Source organism: Psychrobacter aquimaris, from assembly GCF_016107525.1.
GTDB classification, from domain to species: Bacteria; Pseudomonadota; Gammaproteobacteria; order Pseudomonadales; family Moraxellaceae; genus Psychrobacter; species Psychrobacter aquimaris.
Window position 1 is genome coordinate 35,886 of the sequence record NZ_JABASR010000004.1, and the last position, 18,835, is coordinate 54,720.

Below are 18,835 nucleotides of genomic sequence, written 5' to 3' on the forward strand. Positions count from 1 at the left end.
CAATCAATACAACTTGATCTTATCAAAGAAGTCATTGTCTAGTAATAATTTTGGTCTGGCATTGACCTCTTTTAGACCCACCTTATGTTGCATCATAAGCTCTATGAGATTCATTTGATCAATGAGTATCAGACTGTGCGAATCCGTTGCATTGGCATATTCTTGCGCAGGCTTGGTAAAGCTCGTCGTGGTAATAAACAAGCCATGGTGATTGGTTTTTTGTGGTGGATAAGCACCGATAAAGTTTCTCAAGTCGCCATTAGATATATTATTACCAGTACTATATAATTTGGCTTGAATATAATAGTTATGCACCTCGCCATCGGGGAAATCCTGAATAATCAGCCCATCAATGCCATTGTCATTCGAGCGTCCAGTATGACGCGAGGTTAAATTACTTTCAGGACTTTCAATCTCTAAAGAGCGTTCAATCAGTTTTAGACAAAACCATTCAAACTGTAAAGGTGACAAGCTTTCAAGCTGTGCCATAATCATATCAGGCGTTACTTTGACAAAATCATTACCAACAGTAGCATCTGCATAATTATTCATAAATATAGAGGTTCGACGCTGAGTTTCCTCTATCAAATGATTAATAAGTGCATCACCATTTTTACCATAAGCCGCAAGATTGACTTTTTGTAGATCAGCAAATGCTTTATTATCAAAACGGGTCAAATTAGCAATATAATCACTATTTGGAATGCCATCGTTAATATATTGAGTAAAATTGTTTCCTGCTAACCAAAAATAGACTTTGCCAAACGGGTCTAAACGTATGATATTTTTGGGTGTTACTTTTTCATCAAAAGTAATAAAGTTAGCAAAATTCTGATTTAAATTGGGTACTAAGCTGAACTTGTCTTCCTTGACCAGCCCCATCGCGGATAAGCACAATAAAATTAAATCGACGATGTCATCATAGCAAGGTGAGCCATTATGACACTCATGGCGTATATCATAATTACTCATGTAATTGATTTCTTTATGATCATTGACAATTTGTGCTAACTTTTCAAACTCTCTATAAAATACCGTGCGACCAACGGTATTACGCGTACTTAAGTTTTTTATGGTTTGTATACCCGCATTTAACATGTCGCCAAATGCAGGCAGCTTCGTAATGTTACTCATAATATTATCGTCTTTGTTTGATTACATGAACATTATTGCGTAAAAGAAGGCGTCAAATAGGCTTTGTTTCGCAATAATTTAAGGACAAAAGTTTATGCTACCAACTATTGAGATAAAACACAGCAAAATTTCACCTTTATGAATAAGAAAAAAATCCTCTCACTAAGATTAAAGCCTTTGAATCAGTGGCTGTCTGCGGCAAATAATGCTATTATTGACGACCCCATTTAAAACGTATCAACATAGCTATCGAGGTCTTATTTACCTCTGAATATCAATGTAAATGACTGATAAACATCCTTTATTTTATCGATAGCTTGTTACTTTTGATCGTACTAGTAAGAGTCTTCTATGGCATTTGTACACCTTGGTATCCACAGCGAATATTCAATCACTGATTCTATCGTGCGTATCAAGCCGCTAGTGAAAGCCGCGTCGGCTGATCAGCAGCGCGCGCTGGCATTGACCGATTTGTCCAACTTGTATGCCACGGTGAAGTTCTATCGTGCCTGCCTAGGTGCTGGTATCAAGCCCATTATCGGCAGCGAAGTCATCATGGAAAATGAAGACACACGGCTCACCCTACTTGCGATGAACAACGAGGGCTATCAAAACATTACTCGTATCGTATCGCTCGGGTTTACCGAAGGGCGCGCCGACGATGCCAATCATGGCGTACCGGTCGTCAAGCGTAGTCATATTTTAGCGCATGCGGCTGGCGTGATTGTCTTGTTTACTGAAAAGTCAGATGTTGGTCAGGCACTGGTCGGCTCCATGCCAGAAAAAGCCGATGAGCTGCTGACAGAATGGCAAGCGCAATTTGATGATCGCTTATATTTTGCTATCAAGCGTACCAATCGCTCAGGTGAAGACGCCTTTATTAAAGCTGCGATTCACTCAGGTGCCAAACATAATATTCCTATCATTGCGCATAATGACGTGCGCTTCTTAGAGCAGGATGATTTTGATGCTCATGAAGCCCGCGTTTGTATCGCAGGCTCGTATGTACTTGCCGATCCAAATCGTCCGCAGACCTATTCAGATGAGCAATATCTAAAAACCCAAGCGCAAATGGTGCAATTATTTGCTGATATTCCGCAGGTGATTGACAATACTTTACGCTTAGCAACACGCTGTAATGTGACCTTGACGCTTGGTATCAATGTATTGCCTGACTTTCCTGTGCCTGAAGGTGAGACGATTGAATCGTTTTTCCGCGCAGAGTCAATACGAGGTCTTAACAATCGATTAGACAAACTATTTCCGGTTGAGGAACGCAGCGATAACTGGAGCGACTTTCGCCAAAAATATGATGAGCGCTTAGAATACGAGCTGGAAGTTATTTTATCCATGGGCTTCCCCGGTTACTTCTTAATCGTAATGGACTTTATCCGCTGGGCAAAAGCCAATGGCGTACCCGTCGGACCGGGTCGTGGTTCTGGTGCAGGATCCTTAGTCGCCTATGCGCTCAATATTACCGACCTTGATCCTATTCATTACGATCTATTATTTGAGCGCTTCTTAAACCCAGAGCGGGTATCCATGCCCGATTTCGATATTGACTTTTGTATTGAAGGTCGTGACCGCGTCATTGATTATGTCGCGCAAACTTATGGGCGTGAAGCGGTCTCGCAAATTATTACCTTTGGTACTATGGCGGCAAAAGCGGTGGTACGAGATGTGGCGCGCGTACAGAGTAAATCTTACTTTCTTGCCAGCAAATTGTCTAAATTGATTCCAAAAACCCCTGGTATTACGCTCAGTCAAGCACTCGAGCAAGAGCCGCAGCTTAAGGATTTAATATCCAATCCCGATAACATGGATTATGAAGATGCCATTGAAATTTGGGAAATGGCGATTAAGCTTGAAGGTGTCTGCCGTAACGTCGGTAAACATGCGGGTGGTGTATTAATTGCCCCGCATAAAATCACCGATTTTAGTGCCATCTATTGTGATGACGAAGGTCACCGTGTCAGCCAGTTTGATAAAGATGATGTCGAAGCAGTTGGTCTGGTGAAGTTTGACTTTTTGGGTCTACGTAACTTAACGGTCATCAATGCTGCGGTTGAAAACATCAACCTGCGCCGTGCCAAAGAAGGCAAAGATGCGTTGGTGTTAGAAGACCTACCGTTAGATGATAAAAAAGCCTACAAGCTCTTGCAAGATGCCAAGACCACTGCCGTCTTTCAGCTAGAAAGTATGGGTATGAAAAAATATCTAGCAAAACTACAACCGACCAACATCGAAGATGTGATCGCCATGTGTGCGCTTTATCGCCCAGGCCCACTGGACGCTGGCATGGTAGAGATGTATATCGACCGTAAGCATGGTCGTGAGGAAGTCATTTATGATCATCCTAACCTTGAGCCGATTTTAGAAAATACCAATGGCGTTATTGTCTATCAAGAACAGGTCATGCAAATCTCGCAGGTGATGGCAGGCTATAGCTTGGGCGGTGCAGATATGCTACGCCGAGCCATGGGTAAAAAGAAGCCTGAAGAGATGGCTAAGCAGCGCGATATTTTCGTCACAGGTGCTACTGCACAAGGTATTGATGAAGCGACGTCAGGCGGCGTGTTTGACTTGATGGAAAAATTCGCGGGTTACGGTTTTAACCGCTCGCATTCTGCAGCATATGGCGTGCTCGCTTATCAGACCGCTTATCTCAAACAGTACTACCCTGCTGAATTTATGGCAGCGGTATTGACGTCTGATATGAACAACACTGATAACGTGGTGTTCTTTATCAATGATTGCCGTGAAAATTTTGAGTTAACTGTGGTCAATCCATCCGTGAACCGCAGTGAGTGGCATTTTGTCGCTGATACGCCGACCAACATCATTTATGGCTTGGGTGCGATTAAAGGGGTTGGCGAAGGGGCGGTTGAATCTATCGTTGATGCGCGCCGCCGTGAAGGCCCGTTTAAAGATTTATACGACTTTTGTCGCCGTGTAGATATTAAAAAGGTTAATAAGCGCACGCTTGAAGGACTGATAAACGCTGGATGTTTCGACGATTTTGCTGCTACTTTGCGACCTGACTTGCCAGCGGACACCGCGTACGAGATTCGCGGTGCACTCATGAGTCAATTACCAAGCGCCGTACAAGCCGCTGAACAAGACCGCCAAAACCGTGAAATCGGTATGATGGACTTGTTTGGTGAAATGGATGGTGTCGTCGCCGCGCCGCCATTGGTCATGACGCCAGAGTTGATTTGGGGCGACAAACACCGCCTGAAAGCGGAAAAGAACACGTTGGGATTGTACTTGACGGGTCATCCAATCAATGAATACTTGGATGAGTTAAAACGCTACACCTCTGGTTCACGTCTCAACAAGCTAGCCGATACTGGCTATAATGGTAGCTGTTATTTTGCCGGATTGATTATTGATATTGCCAACTTTGGTAATCGCAATGTCATTATCTTAGATGATGGTACATCAAGACTAGAAGTCAGTTGCTATGCTGAGCGTTTCAATCGTGTCAAAGAACAGTTGAAAATTGATGAAGTCGTCATCATCAAAGGCAGCATCCGTGAGCGTGATGGGCGTTTATTTGCCCGTCTCGATAGTGCCATGAGCATGATTGATGCGCGCCTAAGATGGATGAAAAAAATCAGTATCAAAATTCATGGCAGCGATATCAATCTGCTGACGCGTATGCAACCTTTACTCAAGTCTGCACAAGCCAGTATTATTCCAGCACCAAAACTGTCGTATGACAACGAGCAAGACGAGCAAAGTGGCAACTTTAATGGCAATAATGGCTACGATGCTGCGCTGGGCGGAAGTCTGTATGATGAAAATGGCAATGATTTATTGGCGCTAGAAAATGACATGAATCAAGATGCCTTTCAGCAAAATAGTGCTAGTCAAAGCTATGCTAACAATGCTCTAAGCAATACCGATGCTTCTATCAATGATAATTGCCTGCCACTAGGACTGAGCATTTATGAGGAATTTGGCATCGCTAACGTAGGGCTATCTGAGCATTGGCGCATCTACCCTAACGATGACAACTTACAGCAATTAAAAAATATGGTTAGTGAAGACAATTTGCATTTCCATTATAGCTAGGGCATGTCCTCATTTTAAAAATGGTGATAAAAATGAGATAAATTGCCGTCAAACAAGGAAAGTAGCGCAAATAATATCGAGATATTAATAAGCTATTTGACGATGTTTGGCAAAATTTAGCCATTTTTAGCCCATTTAGAAAGTAATCGATTGAATTGAGGACACGCCCTAGTACTTGAATGAATATTGAAGTATTTATTACAAACCCTTTACTGTTTTAACTTTTAAAATTGGACATAAAACCATGGATGAAACCCCAAATAAAAATATGGCTCACCAAGCTGAAGAAATCATTAATCATGAGCAATTTGAAGACATGCGTGATTTGTTAGAAGAAGACTTTGCTGATTTAATACGAGTGTATATCACTGACAGTCAGCAGCGAGTGAGTGCGCTGCGAGTCGCTCAGCAAGAAGACGACAACACCAATGGTTTTGAGCTTGCTCATGCGCTAAAAGGTGCCAGCGCCAACTTAGGCACGACCCAATTGATGGGCCTGAGCAGCCAGTTACAAGAGCGCTGCCGCGAGCGTCTTATCAGTGAGCAAGCGGCACTGATTGAAGATATCGCCGTCGCATTGCAACGCGCTGAACAAGAAATCAATCTAAGATTGGGGTTGTAATGAGTAACGATTCTGCCCCTATATTAGCAGCGTCCACTGTCAATAATACGGTGAGCGACTATTTATCTTGTGTGCAAATTGTCATGGTTAACACCACGTTGCCTGCCAATATTGGCTCAGCAGCACGTGCGATGCATACCATGGGTTTGTCTCGTTTGACGGTTGTTGATCCTAAGCTACCAATTGATGAAACCAGTGTATCTCATGCAGCAGGTGGCAGTGAGCTGCTATCGTCAGCCTTGATTGCACCTACCTTAGAATCTGCCATTGCGGACTGCCAGTTGGTATTTGCTGCCAGCAGTCGCAGTCGTCATTTGCCCCGCCCTGTCGTGACACCTACGCAAGCTGCCCAGATTATGTTTGATTTTATCGATAAACAGTCGGCATTGAGCACAGACGATAGCAACGCTGATACCCGATCGGCGGCTACTTTTAGTAAACCAAATATCGCTATCTTGTTTGGACGTGAAGATCGCGGATTGACCAATGAGGAATTGGCTTATGCAGATTATCATATCCAAATTGATGCCAACCCTGCTTATCCTGTATTAAATGTCGCTTCAGCCGTGCAAGTAATCGCCAGCTTTATCTTTGCTTACGCCCAAACGCATACTCAGACAGCGGATAGTTTAGATACTGCTTTGAGCACTACTGTTCAGCCAACGCTCGATGTATATTTACGTCAGCAATGGGATGAACCCGCCATTACCCAACAGCAATTGCAACAGCTGACGCATCGCACGACTGAGCTGATGGTTCAACGTGGTTTAGCCGATAGCGAAAACTTGAAGTCATTACCATCGCGGCTGTCACGACTGGGCTCACGCCTACAGCTTGATCAAAAAGAATATCAACTACTAAGTGCTTTGATTGCCAAACTTGCAAAAGACTAAAGCTTTTAATATGCAAGGTTTCAGGCATTGAGTTTCTATTGCATTAGCAGCATTTGCAAATGCTATGATTTTGAAAATGATATGACTCAATAATGAAAAGGAATTGACTATGAATTGGAATGTTTATTTGTCCGGAGAAATACATACCGACTGGCGACAGAAAATTATGCAAGGCGCAAAAGAACATGGTCTTGCTATTAATTTTACATCAGCAGTGACTGAACATGAGGCCAGCGACGCGGCTGGTGATGTGTTAGGTAAAGAGGATAATGGGTTCTGGCGCGATCATAAGTCATCAAAAGTTAATGCGATTCGCACCAAAAACATGATTCAAAAATGCGACATTGCTATCATTCGTTTTGGTGATAAATATAAGCAGTGGAACGCCGCATTCGATGCCGGCTACTGCGCTGCATTAGGCAAGCCGTACATCACCCTGCATGCTGAGGATATTATCCATCCACTAAAAGAAGTCGATGCTGCGGCAATGGCATGGGCGCAAACGCCAGAGCAAGTTGTTGAGCTGCTAAAATATATTGTCAGTGATAGCTAAATCATAAATAATTGCCTGTAGATACATTGCCAATGACTGGCATTTTATCGATCAGCCGTCTGTTTTATTTATCGCTCATCGCTATATTTTGTGCTACAAAGCTGCTATAACTGAATTGATTGTAATCAAAAATACGATAGGACAATTTATGTCATTGCCAACTGCCTTATTCAAATCACTTTCACGTATCAAAAAAGACCTAAAAGAAGATATCGATGCGGTATTCAATCGTGATCCAGCAGCACGTAATAGTCTGGAAGTCATCCTGACTTATCCTGGCATCCATGCGCTTGTTTTACATCGCGGTGCCCACTACCTTTGGAATCATGAACAAAAACTGGCTGCGCGCGTTATCTCGTATGGTTCACGCATCGTCACAGGCATTGAGATTCACCCTGCTGCCAAAATCGGTCGTCGGTTTTTTATTGATCATGGCATGGGAATTGTTATTGGTGAAACGGCAGAGATTGGTAATGATGTTACCCTATATCATGGTGTGACGCTTGGCGGTGTCTCTTGGAATAATGGCAAACGCCATCCTACGTTAGAAGATGGCGTAACTGTTGGTGCTGGCGCAAAAGTATTGGGACCATTTACCGTTGGTAAAAATGCCAAAATTGGCTCAAATGCCGTTGTGGTAAAACCCGTACCAGCAGGCGCTACAATGGTCGGCAATGCTGCTCGTATGATCTCCGATCATCACGATGAAAAAGGCAATCCTATTACCACCAAAGTCCAAGATGCTAAGCCAAAAGAAAAAGCAGAAACCAAAAAACCAACCACCGCACGCGAAACTGCTTTTCAAGCTTATGGTATCGACCCATCCTCGCAAGATCCTGTTGCCGAAGCTTTTGCTAAAATGCTAGAGCATATCCAACAATCAGAGAATCGCCTCGACCAGCTACAAACAGCGATGTGCAAGATTGATCCTGACTTTTGCAAAAAGGAGTATGACAAACTGTGCTTAGAAGATATCGATGTGATTGGTCGTGCTGATATGGACGTGATTGATGATAAGAAAAATAGCTAAGACAGTTTTTAAAAAGAAACAATAAAGTCAAAGCGGGTTTAGATAAAGTCTGCTATGTCTGCATACATGGTAGATTGATCTGCTTTATCTTCTATCAAATTTTTGACTGATGCCAAGACGCTTTAAAGATACCCGTTTTACTGGAGTTCAAGCGACGAGCTCTTCCATAGTTATAATCATCAGAATATCTTTTTACGTCTTCAATCAATGCGTCATCAGGTGTTTTAATCGGTGCTTTATTTGTCTTAGCGACTAAACTCTGTTGCCAGCTGTAAATGATGCTGGCACTAAGTCCATAAAATAAAGAAGCCTCTCGAATGGTCATGCCATCAGCGATGCTAGAAAGTACCTGTTTGCGATAGTCTATTGAATAAGTCATTGTTTATTTCATTAAATCTGATTGTTATAAGTATTGCATCGGTTTTATTTGGATTAAACTATATACTAATAATTGTTTATATAATCGCATAGTTTTTATTAAATTTTTGTTTTGGATACTGAGAGATTGAACCGAAGAAAATTATAAATATCGATGGTTTCAGGTGAAAAAACATAATAGAGAGTAAGAGTATGCGCTAGTTAATAGTAAAATTATATTTTGGTTGAAATCAATTCCTCTACCCCTACTTCCTCATGCGCCTTAAATGGATAACGATCCGCCATTATTAGCCATTCAGAAATTATCTGTTTAGATGACATCTTATTGCTTAGGCTATTTTTATTAAGAGCAGTTCTGATTAATAGAATATCAATATCCATCGTGACTTTTTTTATTGGCGTCTGAGCTTCTGTTAGACGCTGCCGATGGCATTCACCCTCAAGATCTTTAAAAATCTGCTGTAACTGTTGCAAACTAATGGGTACGGTAAGTAAAAGATAAACACATTGGTTAGTATAGTCGGGCTTTGGTTGCGCTTCGGTCGAGGTAAAGTCAGGATTTTCAAACGCAGTAGATAACTGTATTTCCCCTAGCGCCGCTAGATCTTCTCTGACACGCGACAGATAATGCTCAGCTTGGTAATTGCTGCCCAAAGCCAATAGTGCTGCCGTCACAGACTGCGTTTGCAACTGTTCAGGCATACACTTTTTTAGCGTTTCTAAATTCAAATCTATTGACGTTTTATGCATCATCGGCTTGGCTATCATCAGCTTCTTTAGTAATTTCCTTATCTGTTGATGCTGACGCATAACGCGTGATTTGAACCCCAACCGCATCGGCTTGCTTTATAGCAGTGGGCTTAGCAACGCTTAAAGTAACTTTATGACAGCTATATTTTGCGAGCAACTTATCAGCGATTTGCCCCGCTAAATGCTCTAGCAACTGCGCTTTAATGGCTTTGCACCATTCACTCACATCATCGCAAACTGCTTTATAGTTCAGCGCATCATTGACATCATCTGAGATAGCAGCACGGCTGATATCTGTTTCAAGTGCTATATCGATCAGGAGCGGCTGCGTAATGGCGCGCTCCCACTCATAGACACCGATGACTGCTTCTACTTTTAAGCCTTTTACAAATACCACATCAGATTCGGTATGAAACATGCTCTCATCCTTGTTTGCTAAATTTTTAATTAGAGTTTTGAACTCAGGTTTTTTAACTGGTTTGCTGCAACGCCTCTTCACGCAAACGCGCCGCTTTTAGCGCTTTACTAGGGCGATGACGCCATAAGTCAATGCTGAATAATAACAGACCAAGCCAAATCAAACCAAAGACAGCCAAACGGTGCAAATCAAATGGCTCGTTATAATAGAACACCGCTAAGAAGAAAATAAAGGTCGGCGTCAGATAATTCATAAAGCTTAAAATACTATAAGCAACGAGCTTAGTAGATTTATTAAACAATAACAGCGGTATCAAGGTAATCGGGCCTGCGATCATCAGTAGCCAAATGTTTGGACTAAACCAAAAACTCAATTGACTGCTGACCACATCCGCTTGCCAGAACCACCATAAGCAAATCGGCACCAACATCGTTGTTTCGACAAACATGGCATCGACAGCCGTCAAAGGCGTCTGCCGTTGAATGGTGCCATAAGTACTAAAACTAAAGGCTAAAATCAGTGATATCCATGGCAAGCTACCAATCATGACTACTTGAATGACCACGGATAATAAGGCAAAACCGATGGCAACCCATTGCAGCGTACGTAAGCGCTCTTTGAATAAAATCATCGATAGGGCAACGCCCACCAATGGTCCAATAAAATACCCCAAACTGGCTTCAAGGATACGGTCGTGATTGACCGCCCATACATAAGTGAGCCAGTTGGTGGCAATAATCAAACCCGATATAAATGAGAACGCTATCCATCTTGGATTTTTCTTTAAGATATCGATCCACTGCCAGCGCTTGGTGACTACCAATACGATAAGCAAGCAGGCAAACGTCCAGATAATACGGTGACCGATAATCTCGGTCGCATCGTAGGCGGCCAATTGTTTAAAATATAACGGAAACCCACCCCAGATAAAAAAGGCAATGAGTGCGGTGATGATGCCTCGTCTGGTCGTTTTAATGGGCGTGACTGGTTTTTTGATGACGTTCTGGGTGGTCATAGTACAGTACAACTTTTTAGAGCAAAGCGCACTCTTGGCCCATATTAATTTTTATATCAATTCAATGGCAAAAGCGCAGGGTTACTACAGATAGGATACAAGTTAAAAAGCAATGTGCGAATGTCCATATCGACATCAACACATTGCTAACGATAACCACTATTTTGAGATAAATTTATCTAAAGGTTAGTAAACAATTACATTAACCTTAAATATGAGTCTCATGATTCATGTATTTAGAAACGAAACAATAAAGCATTAAGCGCTGGCATCATCAACTTGAATTAACATACCAATTTGATTGGCAAGCTCAGCAAATCCTGGGAAACTGGTATTGACGGTTTCAACGCCTTCAATAGTAATTTGCTTGGATGCACGTAAGCTGGCAACTGCAAAACTCATGGCAATACGATGATCATGGTGCGAGGTAATATGACCGCCACCAAAGACAGGTTGGCTATTATTTATGTCGCCGTTCTCAGTAGCAGCGCCTTTGCCTTCAATAATCAGACCATCATCAGTGACAGTACAATCGATGCCAAGTGTATGTAAGCCTTCTGCCATGACCGCAATACGATCAGACTCTTTTACACGCAGCTCTTTGGCACCGGTCAACACCGTGCGACCTTGTGCACAGCTGGCAGCAATGAACAATACTGGAAATTCGTCAATCGCTAATGGCACTAGATGCTCTGGGATTTCAATACCGACTAAGTTTGAGCTACGAATAGTGATATCTGCGACTGGTTCGCCGCCCACATGCGTCTCATTAGTCAAGCTGATATCCACTTGCATCAGCTTTAAGATATCAATGATGCCAGTACGTGTCGGATTAATACCCACTTGTGTGAGGGTCAACTCGCTGCCTTGACTAATGGCCGCTGCCACCATAAAAAATGCCGCAGAGGAGATATCAGCAGGGACAGCGATGTCACCGCCTTTGAGCGTACCGCCCCCTTCCACACTGATGCGGTTGCCATCGACCGTTACTGGATAACCAAAAGCTGAGAGCATACGCTCAGTATGGTCACGACTGACTTCTGGTTGGGTAACGGTCGTGGTGCCTTCTGCCCAAAGTCCAGCCAGCAATAAGCAAGACTTAATCTGCGCAGAAGCCACAGGCATCTCATAATCGATACCCTGTAGCGGCTTACCGACAGTCGCTCGACCAGTGATACTAAGTGGCGCAGTACCACTATGACCAGTACTTTGAATGACTGCACCCATCTCGCGTAAAGGTGCGGCCACACGCTCCATTGGGCGTTTATTTAGGCTGGTATCACCAGTTAATACACTATCAAATGACTGTGCAGCTAAAATACCTGACAACAGACGCATACTGGTGCCCGAGTTACCCATATACAAAGGTGTCTTGCTCGGTTTTAGACCGTTCATACCAACGCCATGGATGGTCAATTTGCCATTGTCTGGCCCTTCGATAGTGACGCCCATATCACGGAACGCTTGCAAGGTCGCAAGCGCATCCTCCCCTTCCAAAAACCCAGTGACATTGGTCACGCCTGTCGCAAGGCTGCCCAGCATAATGCTGCGATGCGAAATAGACTTGTCACCAGGAATGGTAATAGTGCCTGAGACAGTATTGCTAGGCGTAATATTATAAGAAGCTGACATGGCAGAAGTATCCGTATAAGGGGTGCTGGCTAACATATGGCCAAAATGTCGCCGTGCGGCTTGCGCGCGGCCCAAAAGTCCCATCAGGGCGGTTGAATCTTTATCAATAATAAGCTGACGCATGGTTTGCAGATAGACACCATACTCATCAAGGGCGCTCACAATGGCGCTTTGGTTGGCAAAAAATATATCATGCCACATTTTAGGGTCGCTGGCAGCGATGCGGCTAAAGTCACGAAAGCCACCCGCAGCATAACGAAACATATCTAAATTGTCATCATGGCTTGCAAGCTGCTCAACCAAATTAAAGGCAAGCAGATGTGGCAAATGACTGGTATGCGCCAATATACGATCGTGATGATCAGCAGCCATTGACATGACATTTGCGCCCACCGCTTCCCATAATAGTCGCAGCTTTGTAATGGCTACATTACTTGTAGTAGGTAGCTCGCAGATAATGACACTATGATTAACAAACAATGTCACGCGTCTGGCATGATACCCCGAATTTTCAGCGCCAGCAATCGGATGTGCAGGTACCAGTCCTATAGGCAACGCTCCAAATACCTCTTTGGCAGCGTCAATGATATTGACCTTGGTGCTACAGACGTCAGTCAGGATGCAATCAGTGGCAAGTTGTCCGTTATCCATCGCTGCTTTGATATCGACAAATACGGCTTGCACCGCTTGTACTGGTACGGCGATAACAATCAAATCACTACCGAAAACTACTTCACTTAAGACAGCACTACCAGCGTCTAATAAGCCGTGCTGAATGGCTTCATCGATACTTGGCGTATGTCTATCAACCGCCACCAACCGCTCACTCAAACCATTGTCTTTAATGGCTTGGGCAAGGCTAGCACCGATCAGCCCTAGACCGATAACACAAACTTGCTTAAATAACGGCGGCTGACTATTGATAGACTGCATATTATTGCTTATATTGTTTTGCTGGCGACTCACGGCTTTTCTCGTTAAACAAACTAGCGTCAGAATGAATAAAGCACGCTGATGCCAGTGTCATAAAAATGATTAATAAATTATTTACTTATCTAAAACGACCTAACATACTTTTTATCAATCATCAGTCAAGATTGAGCGCAGCGTATCAATCAGGCGCATATTGTCTTCTGCTACCCCTACTGTGATACGCAGCCAATTAGGTAAGCCATAGCCCTCTAATGGACGGACGATAACACCCTGCTCTAGCAATGCTTGATGAATAGAAGCAGCGGTAATGTCTTCCATCTCAACGGCTATTTCTACCATAATAAAGTTGGCATGTGACTTGATAAACCCCAAGCCTAATGCGTCAAACTGCTTTTCTAACCAGCGCATTTGCTCATCATTCATCAGACGAGTTTTTTCGATAAAATCTGAATCATTAAGCGCAGCAGCAGCAGCAGCTAAAGCCACTCTACTCACGTTAAATGGCTGACGAATACGATTCAGTAAGTCCGCGACAGCCACTGAACTAAGCGCATAACCGACACGTAAACCCGCCAGTCCATAAGCTTTGGAAAAAGTGCGCACGATGACGACATTATCAAATTCATCTAACAACGCCCGATTATTACTCTCAGGGCTATATTCGATATACGCTTCATCTAATACCACCAATACCGAGCTTGGTATGTGAGCCATAAATGCTCGTAACTCTTGAGGTTCAAGCTGCGTGCCAGTTGGATTATTAGGATTGGCGATAAAGACTATTTTAGTATTAGGATTGTCTTGAACCGCTTGACTCATCGCTTTTAGATCATGACCAAAGCGATTGGCAGGCACTTCTATACCTGTCGCCCCTTGTATTTTAGCCAGCATCGGATAAACGATAAAGGCGTACTGACTGTAAACGATAGCATCGTCAGCACTAGCAAAACTACGCGCTAAAATATCAAGCAAATCGTCAGAACCATTACCCAAAGTAATCTGTTCGACATTGACATCATTAAAGTCAGCCAGCGCTTGTTTTAGATAGTAGCCGTTGCCATCAGGATAACGTGCCAACTGACCCAATTGCTCAGTAATCGCTAGCGTGACATGCGGTGAGCAGCCTCTTGGGTTTTCATTACTGGCAAGTTTTACCACATCTGAGACGCCATACTCACGCGTCAACTCTTCAATCGGCTTGCCCGTTTGATAAGGCACCAGCTCTAAAATACTATCGTAGGCGGGTACAAGCGGTAATAAACTTGACTCTATCGAATGAGATGACGGCATGATTTATCCTTAGATATGATTTTGGCAAGTAATTTGACCCAGTTGGCGTTATATCGTTGGTTCAATCTCAAAGCGAGTCAAGGCGACCAATTCAGATGGTTACGTAACACTTCACGCGAGGTGAACGCCATGACTCTTTTATAGTAGAGGGACTATAGCACTGCTTTTGGATAAGAACCTAGAACACGCACATCTTTTACCAACGGACGGATATCAGCGATAGCAGCGCTGACGTTTGGCTCGTCAATATGACCATTCATGTCAATGAAAAACACATAAGCCCACTTATTCGGACGTTCAGGACGGGTTTCGATACTGGTCATTGACACGCCATGATAAGACAAAGGCTTCAAAATTTCGATCAATGCGCCCGCTTTGTCATGTGCCGATACGACGATAGACGTTTTATCCTGACCTGATGGCGCAATCGCTTCGTGACCGATGATAAGGAATCGCGTGGTATTGCTCGGGTTGTCTTCGATATTTGAGTATAGCTTATGCAAGCCATATTCTGCAGCAGCCACATCACCTGCAATTGCTGCTGAATGCCATTCATTTTTCAAACGGCGGGCAGCTTCACCGTTGCTCGATACCGCCACGCGCTCGACATTAGGATAATTGACATCGAGCCAATGACGACACTGCGCCAATGACTGCTGATGCGAGTAAATACGGCTTAAACCATCGAGTTTGGTATGCTCAGCGACCAAGAAATTCTGATGAATCGGCAGTTCAACTTCTCCGATTATCTTTAAGGTAGAAGACAGAAAGCCATCTAACGTATGGTTAACCACACCCTCAGACGAATTTTCGACTGGCACCACACCATACATCGCTGTACCCGCTTCAACTTCACGGAATACATCAGTGATGGTGGTCATTGGCACGGTATCAGCGGCTTTACCGAAATGCTTGAGCGCAGCAGCATGAGTAAAAGTGCCTACTGGACCCAAGAAAGCAATACGCTGCGGTGCTTCTAAGTCGAGGCAGACCGACATAATTTCACGGAACAATCGCGCCATTTTGTCATCAGCGATCGGGCCTGTGTTACGTTCCATCACCGCTTTTAGTACTTGCGCTTCACGCTCAGGACGATAAAAAATAGGATTGCTATTGTCGGCAGTCGGGTTATTGACAATATGCTGTTTCTTTACTGCGGCCACTTGCTGAGCCAACTTGGCACGGTTATTAATCAGTGTCTGGATTTCGCAGTCTACTGTATCAATACTTTGGCGAATATCGTCCAAAAATGCTTTTTCAGTTGCAGTATCGTTAGCCCCTGCGATGGCTTGATTTAGATTATCCATGTTTTGCTCTGATGACTGCTCACTCATTACCGCCCATCCTTTTTCTAAAATTATTACTGAGTTTTGTTACTATTAGATACTGCTGTTTTTAACTTTGAATGCTTTAAGTATTTCTCATTATTGACAACCATTCATCTCATTATTGAATCAGCACTCAATGAAGGTCAAGGGTATCAAGCATACTAGCGATGATATTCAACAGAAATCACACTAAATAGCAAACAGTCTATCAAAAACACCCTGCACTGCGAGTGCTATCGTCTACTGTTGTCGCATGTTAGTCATACACCAGCATGCAAATGTAGCAGCCAGACTGCTGACCCGCTCTACTATAACAAAAACTATCGACAGTGCCCATGTGTAAATGCGCGTAAATATGCGTAAATTCGTCAATATTAGCAAAGAGAGGCAATATGGCAGCGATGTACGGTAAAACTATGGAGGAACATCAACTCAAAACTATGTTACAGTCTAAAACTGACAGCAAATAGCACTATAAAAAATAAAATTACCACGTAACTGAACACAACCTATTTTTGATAAAAAGGGATATCTGATGAGCGCATTACAACAGCTTCGTACCATGACCACCATTGTCGCTGATACTGGCGACCTTGCCGCCATTGCGCGCCTAAAACCTATCGATGCGACCACCAATCCAAGCCTCATTACCAAAGCACTCATCCATCCTGACAACCAAGGCATGCTGTCAGAAACCATGAGTCGCCATAATGGTGATATAGATGCAGTGATTGACGCGCTGACTATTCAGGTTGGCTGTGATATTTTAGAGCTTATCCAAGGCCGCGTCTCTACCGAAGTGGATGCTCGTTTGTCTTATGACACTCAAGCAACAATTGATAAAGCCTTAGCATTTATGGAAGCTTACCAAAAAGCAGGGGTTAACTCAGAGCGGGTATTGATTAAAATGGCTGCGACATGGCAAGGTATTGAGGCAGCGCGCTATCTTGAGACCCAAAATATTCACTGCAATTTAACTTTGTTATTTGGACAGCATCAAGCGATTGCCTGTGCGGATGCTGGCGTGACATTGATATCACCTTTCGTGGGCCGTATTTTAGACTGGCAAAAACGCCAACAAAATCGTCAAAATGTGCCCGCTTCTGATGATATGGGCGTGCAGTCTGTGAAGCGTATTTATCAATACTACAAGCAGCATAACTATGATACGCAAGTGATGGGTGCAAGTTTCCGCTCGACTGAACAGATATTGGCGCTAGCAGGGTGTGATCTATTGACCATCGCACCTGACCTTATCGACGCGCTAGCAGCGATGGATACCGAGGTTACACGACAACTGTCACCTAGCATGTCATTAGATGTGGCAGATATGAAACGAGTGAGTCTAACGCAAGAGGAATATAGTATCGCCTATCAGCAAGACACGGTTACACAAGACTTATTACCAAAAGGTATCGATGGCTTTATTGGTGCTCGTGATGAGCTTGCTCAGATGTTAGCAGCGATGCGTAATTGATATAAGCATCGATCGATATCAATGATGGTAAATGTGATCGGTACTTTACAAACTTCAGTAGTAGGTCATAAAAGAAATTTGCCTGCTAATAGTAAGTTGGCTATCATGGCTCACTTTTAACAACAAGAAGTAAGGCTTGATTATGAAACGGCTATCAGTGTTATTAGCGGGCGGTGCTCTAGCGGTCAGCGCACAGGCAGTGAACTGGTCAAAAATATCAGAGAGTCATACTGGATCAATTTTTAGCTTAGACTTAGACTCTATCGAAAGCTCCGACATCAATATCATAGACGAAAAAAGTGTCGACAACATCACCGTATCTATTCGTAGAACGTACCCTGCACAAAAAGACGAAACGAAAGCAGATAAGGAAGGCAAAGAAAACGAGATTCATCATAGCGATCAGCAACTGCTCATCTCTTGTAAAGACGCCAGTTACTATAGGCGAGCTTACGTTAATTATGGTGCTGATAATAAAGTCTTAAAATCTTGGCAATCAGAGAAACCCATATTAACCACAAAAGACTTTAAGGTAACCAAGCCGAAAACGATTAGTCGCATGCTAGTAGAACAGGCATGTAAAAGTTACCAGCAAGACAAGTAATATAAACTAAGGCGAACGTACAAAATACATGCAATCAAAAAAGCGCGCTAAACTCATTCAGCGCGCTTTTTTATTTTATTGCTTCATTTAACACTATTCACTAAGCGTTGCCAGTTTTAAGCCTTTAAAACCGTATAGACAGGCACTGGGAATTCGCCATGCAAATCAACCAAATCTAGTAGGACTAACGCCCCCACCACGGTATGATCTGCCGATTTACACAGCTCATAAGCGGTGGTTAATGTGCCACCAGTGGCCAAAATATCATCGACCAATAGCACGCGCTCTGGTGGCAGATTGTTTTGCATCTCAAGCGTGTCTTTACCGTACTCTAAAGCATATGCTTTATTGGCAACTGGTGGTGGCAATTTACCGGGTTTACGTAGCAAAATCATCCCTTTACCCAATCGACCTGCCAGTAAACTTGCAAAGACAAAACCGCGCGCCTCGACTGCGCCCAAGCAATCTACCTCGTCTATCACGCCTTCGGGCAGTGCAGCGAGCAATGCATCAATCACCTCATTTATATGACTGCGCAGTAACGGGGTAATATCATAAAAATCAATGCCGACTTTTGGGAAGTCTGGTACTGTGCGAATCACTTGCCAAAAAGGATGATCCGTATTGAGTTTATGAGACGACTCATTTTCGGCATTTTCAGATGTAGCGGCAGCACTAATGCTCATGGTAACCCTTAGCGT

Annotated in this window: 16 protein-coding genes; 7 read left to right on the forward strand and 9 right to left on the reverse strand. The window is 43.4% G+C overall.

Annotated features, from left to right (window positions below):
• Positions 1-3: 3 nt before the first annotated feature.
• On the reverse strand, positions 4-1,134 hold the full coding sequence (locus JFC10_RS04695) for a restriction endonuclease (RefSeq protein WP_193012786.1): 1,131 nt from the start codon (positions 1,132-1,134) through the stop codon (positions 4-6).
• 351 nt (positions 1,135-1,485) lie between these two features.
• On the opposite strand from JFC10_RS04695, the gene dnaE reads away from it, so the two are divergent.
• The 5 genes from dnaE (at position 1,486) to cysE (ending at position 8,309) form a co-directional block, all read left to right on the forward strand.
• Positions 1,486-5,211, forward strand: coding sequence for a DNA polymerase III subunit alpha (gene dnaE, locus JFC10_RS04700; protein ID WP_198331897.1), 3,726 nt, complete (start codon positions 1,486-1,488; stop codon positions 5,209-5,211).
• 244 nt (positions 5,212-5,455) lie between these two features.
• Positions 5,456-5,833: an Hpt domain-containing protein gene (locus tag JFC10_RS04705; RefSeq protein ID WP_198331898.1), complete on the forward strand. Its 378-nt coding sequence runs from the start codon at positions 5,456-5,458 to the stop codon at positions 5,831-5,833.
• Positions 5,833-6,726, forward strand: coding sequence for an RNA methyltransferase (locus tag JFC10_RS04710; protein WP_198331899.1), 894 nt, complete (start codon positions 5,833-5,835; stop codon positions 6,724-6,726). The genes JFC10_RS04705 and JFC10_RS04710 overlap by 1 nt, the downstream gene beginning before the upstream one ends.
• A gap of 109 nt (positions 6,727-6,835) precedes the next feature.
• The gene (locus JFC10_RS04715) at positions 6,836-7,279 is read left to right on the forward strand and encodes a YtoQ family protein (RefSeq protein ID WP_198331900.1); all 444 of its coding nucleotides are present in this window, start codon (positions 6,836-6,838) and stop codon (positions 7,277-7,279) included.
• A gap of 148 nt (positions 7,280-7,427) precedes the next feature.
• Positions 7,428-8,309, forward strand: a complete 882-nt coding sequence (gene cysE / locus JFC10_RS04720; RefSeq protein ID WP_198331901.1) for a serine O-acetyltransferase — start codon at positions 7,428-7,430, stop codon at positions 8,307-8,309.
• Between the two features lie 94 nt (positions 8,310-8,403).
• Here the strand turns inward: cysE and JFC10_RS04725 are convergent, their stop codons facing one another.
• From JFC10_RS04725 to pheA, 7 genes are all read right to left on the reverse strand, one after another.
• Positions 8,404-8,688, reverse strand: coding sequence for an IS630 transposase-related protein (locus tag JFC10_RS04725; protein WP_227686018.1), 285 nt, complete (start codon positions 8,686-8,688; stop codon positions 8,404-8,406).
• A gap of 212 nt (positions 8,689-8,900) precedes the next feature.
• Positions 8,901-9,455, reverse strand: coding sequence for a 2-amino-4-hydroxy-6-hydroxymethyldihydropteridine diphosphokinase (locus JFC10_RS04730; protein WP_227686017.1), 555 nt, complete (start codon positions 9,453-9,455; stop codon positions 8,901-8,903).
• Positions 9,430-9,855, reverse strand: coding sequence for a dihydroneopterin aldolase (gene folB / locus JFC10_RS04735; RefSeq protein WP_198331902.1), 426 nt, complete (start codon positions 9,853-9,855; stop codon positions 9,430-9,432). Before folB ends, JFC10_RS04730 begins: the two co-directional genes overlap by 26 nt.
• 52 nt (positions 9,856-9,907) lie before the next feature.
• Positions 9,908-10,870, reverse strand: a complete 963-nt coding sequence (rarD, locus tag JFC10_RS04740; protein WP_198331903.1) for an EamA family transporter RarD — start codon at positions 10,868-10,870, stop codon at positions 9,908-9,910.
• Between the two features lie 258 nt (positions 10,871-11,128).
• The gene (locus tag JFC10_RS04745; RefSeq protein ID WP_198332044.1) at positions 11,129-13,435 is read right to left on the reverse strand and encodes a bifunctional prephenate dehydrogenase/3-phosphoshikimate 1-carboxyvinyltransferase; all 2,307 of its coding nucleotides are present in this window, start codon (positions 13,433-13,435) and stop codon (positions 11,129-11,131) included.
• Between the two features lie 147 nt (positions 13,436-13,582).
• Positions 13,583-14,725, reverse strand: coding sequence for a histidinol-phosphate transaminase (hisC, locus tag JFC10_RS04750; protein ID WP_198331904.1), 1,143 nt, complete (start codon positions 14,723-14,725; stop codon positions 13,583-13,585).
• Positions 14,726-14,877: 152 nt separating this feature from the next.
• A complete protein-coding gene (gene pheA, locus JFC10_RS04755; protein WP_198331905.1) occupies positions 14,878-16,059 on the reverse strand; it encodes a prephenate dehydratase in 1,182 nt (393 codons plus the stop codon).
• Positions 16,060-16,588: 529 nt separating this feature from the next.
• On the opposite strand from pheA, the gene JFC10_RS04760 reads away from it, so the two are divergent.
• Both JFC10_RS04760 and JFC10_RS04765 read left to right on the forward strand, forming a co-directional pair.
• Complete coding sequence (locus tag JFC10_RS04760; RefSeq protein WP_193012795.1) at positions 16,589-17,530, forward strand: transaldolase; 942 nt, start codon at positions 16,589-16,591, stop codon at positions 17,528-17,530.
• A 142-nt stretch (positions 17,531-17,672) separates the two neighbouring features.
• Positions 17,673-18,134, forward strand: a complete 462-nt coding sequence (locus JFC10_RS04765) for a hypothetical protein (RefSeq protein WP_198331906.1) — start codon at positions 17,673-17,675, stop codon at positions 18,132-18,134.
• Between the two features lie 116 nt (positions 18,135-18,250).
• On the opposite strand, the gene JFC10_RS04770 is transcribed toward JFC10_RS04765, so the two are convergent.
• Entirely contained in the window at positions 18,251-18,820 is a 570-nt protein-coding gene (locus JFC10_RS04770) for an adenine phosphoribosyltransferase (RefSeq protein ID WP_193012797.1), read from the reverse strand.
• Positions 18,821-18,835: the final 15 nt, after the last annotated feature.

Bases quoted from the DNA above. Each gene is read 5' to 3' on its own strand.
- JFC10_RS04695 (WP_193012786.1), bottom strand. From the start codon at position 1,134: ATGAGTAACATTACGAAGCTGCCTGCATTTGGCGACATGTTAAATGCG.
- dnaE (WP_198331897.1), top strand. From the start codon at position 1,486: ATGGCATTTGTACACCTTGGTATCCACAGCGAATATTCAATCACTGAT.
- JFC10_RS04705 (WP_198331898.1), top strand. From the start codon at position 5,456: ATGGATGAAACCCCAAATAAAAATATGGCTCACCAAGCTGAAGAAATC.
- JFC10_RS04710 (WP_198331899.1), top strand. From the start codon at position 5,833: ATGAGTAACGATTCTGCCCCTATATTAGCAGCGTCCACTGTCAATAAT.
- JFC10_RS04715 (WP_198331900.1), top strand. From the start codon at position 6,836: ATGAATTGGAATGTTTATTTGTCCGGAGAAATACATACCGACTGGCGA.
- cysE (WP_198331901.1), top strand. From the start codon at position 7,428: ATGTCATTGCCAACTGCCTTATTCAAATCACTTTCACGTATCAAAAAA.
- JFC10_RS04725 (WP_227686018.1), bottom strand. From the start codon at position 8,688: ATGACTTATTCAATAGACTATCGCAAACAGGTACTTTCTAGCATCGCT.
- JFC10_RS04730 (WP_227686017.1), bottom strand. From the start codon at position 9,455: ATGATAGCCAAGCCGATGATGCATAAAACGTCAATAGATTTGAATTTA.
- folB (WP_198331902.1), bottom strand. From the start codon at position 9,855: ATGTTTCATACCGAATCTGATGTGGTATTTGTAAAAGGCTTAAAAGTA.
- rarD (WP_198331903.1), bottom strand. From the start codon at position 10,870: ATGACCACCCAGAACGTCATCAAAAAACCAGTCACGCCCATTAAAACG.
- JFC10_RS04745 (WP_198332044.1), bottom strand. From the start codon at position 13,435: ATGCAGTCTATCAATAGTCAGCCGCCGTTATTTAAGCAAGTTTGTGTT.
- hisC (WP_198331904.1), bottom strand. From the start codon at position 14,725: ATGCCGTCATCTCATTCGATAGAGTCAAGTTTATTACCGCTTGTACCC.
- pheA (WP_198331905.1), bottom strand. From the start codon at position 16,059: ATGAGTGAGCAGTCATCAGAGCAAAACATGGATAATCTAAATCAAGCC.
- JFC10_RS04760 (WP_193012795.1), top strand. From the start codon at position 16,589: ATGAGCGCATTACAACAGCTTCGTACCATGACCACCATTGTCGCTGAT.
- JFC10_RS04765 (WP_198331906.1), top strand. From the start codon at position 17,673: ATGAAACGGCTATCAGTGTTATTAGCGGGCGGTGCTCTAGCGGTCAGC.
- JFC10_RS04770 (WP_193012797.1), bottom strand. From the start codon at position 18,820: ATGAGCATTAGTGCTGCCGCTACATCTGAAAATGCCGAAAATGAGTCG.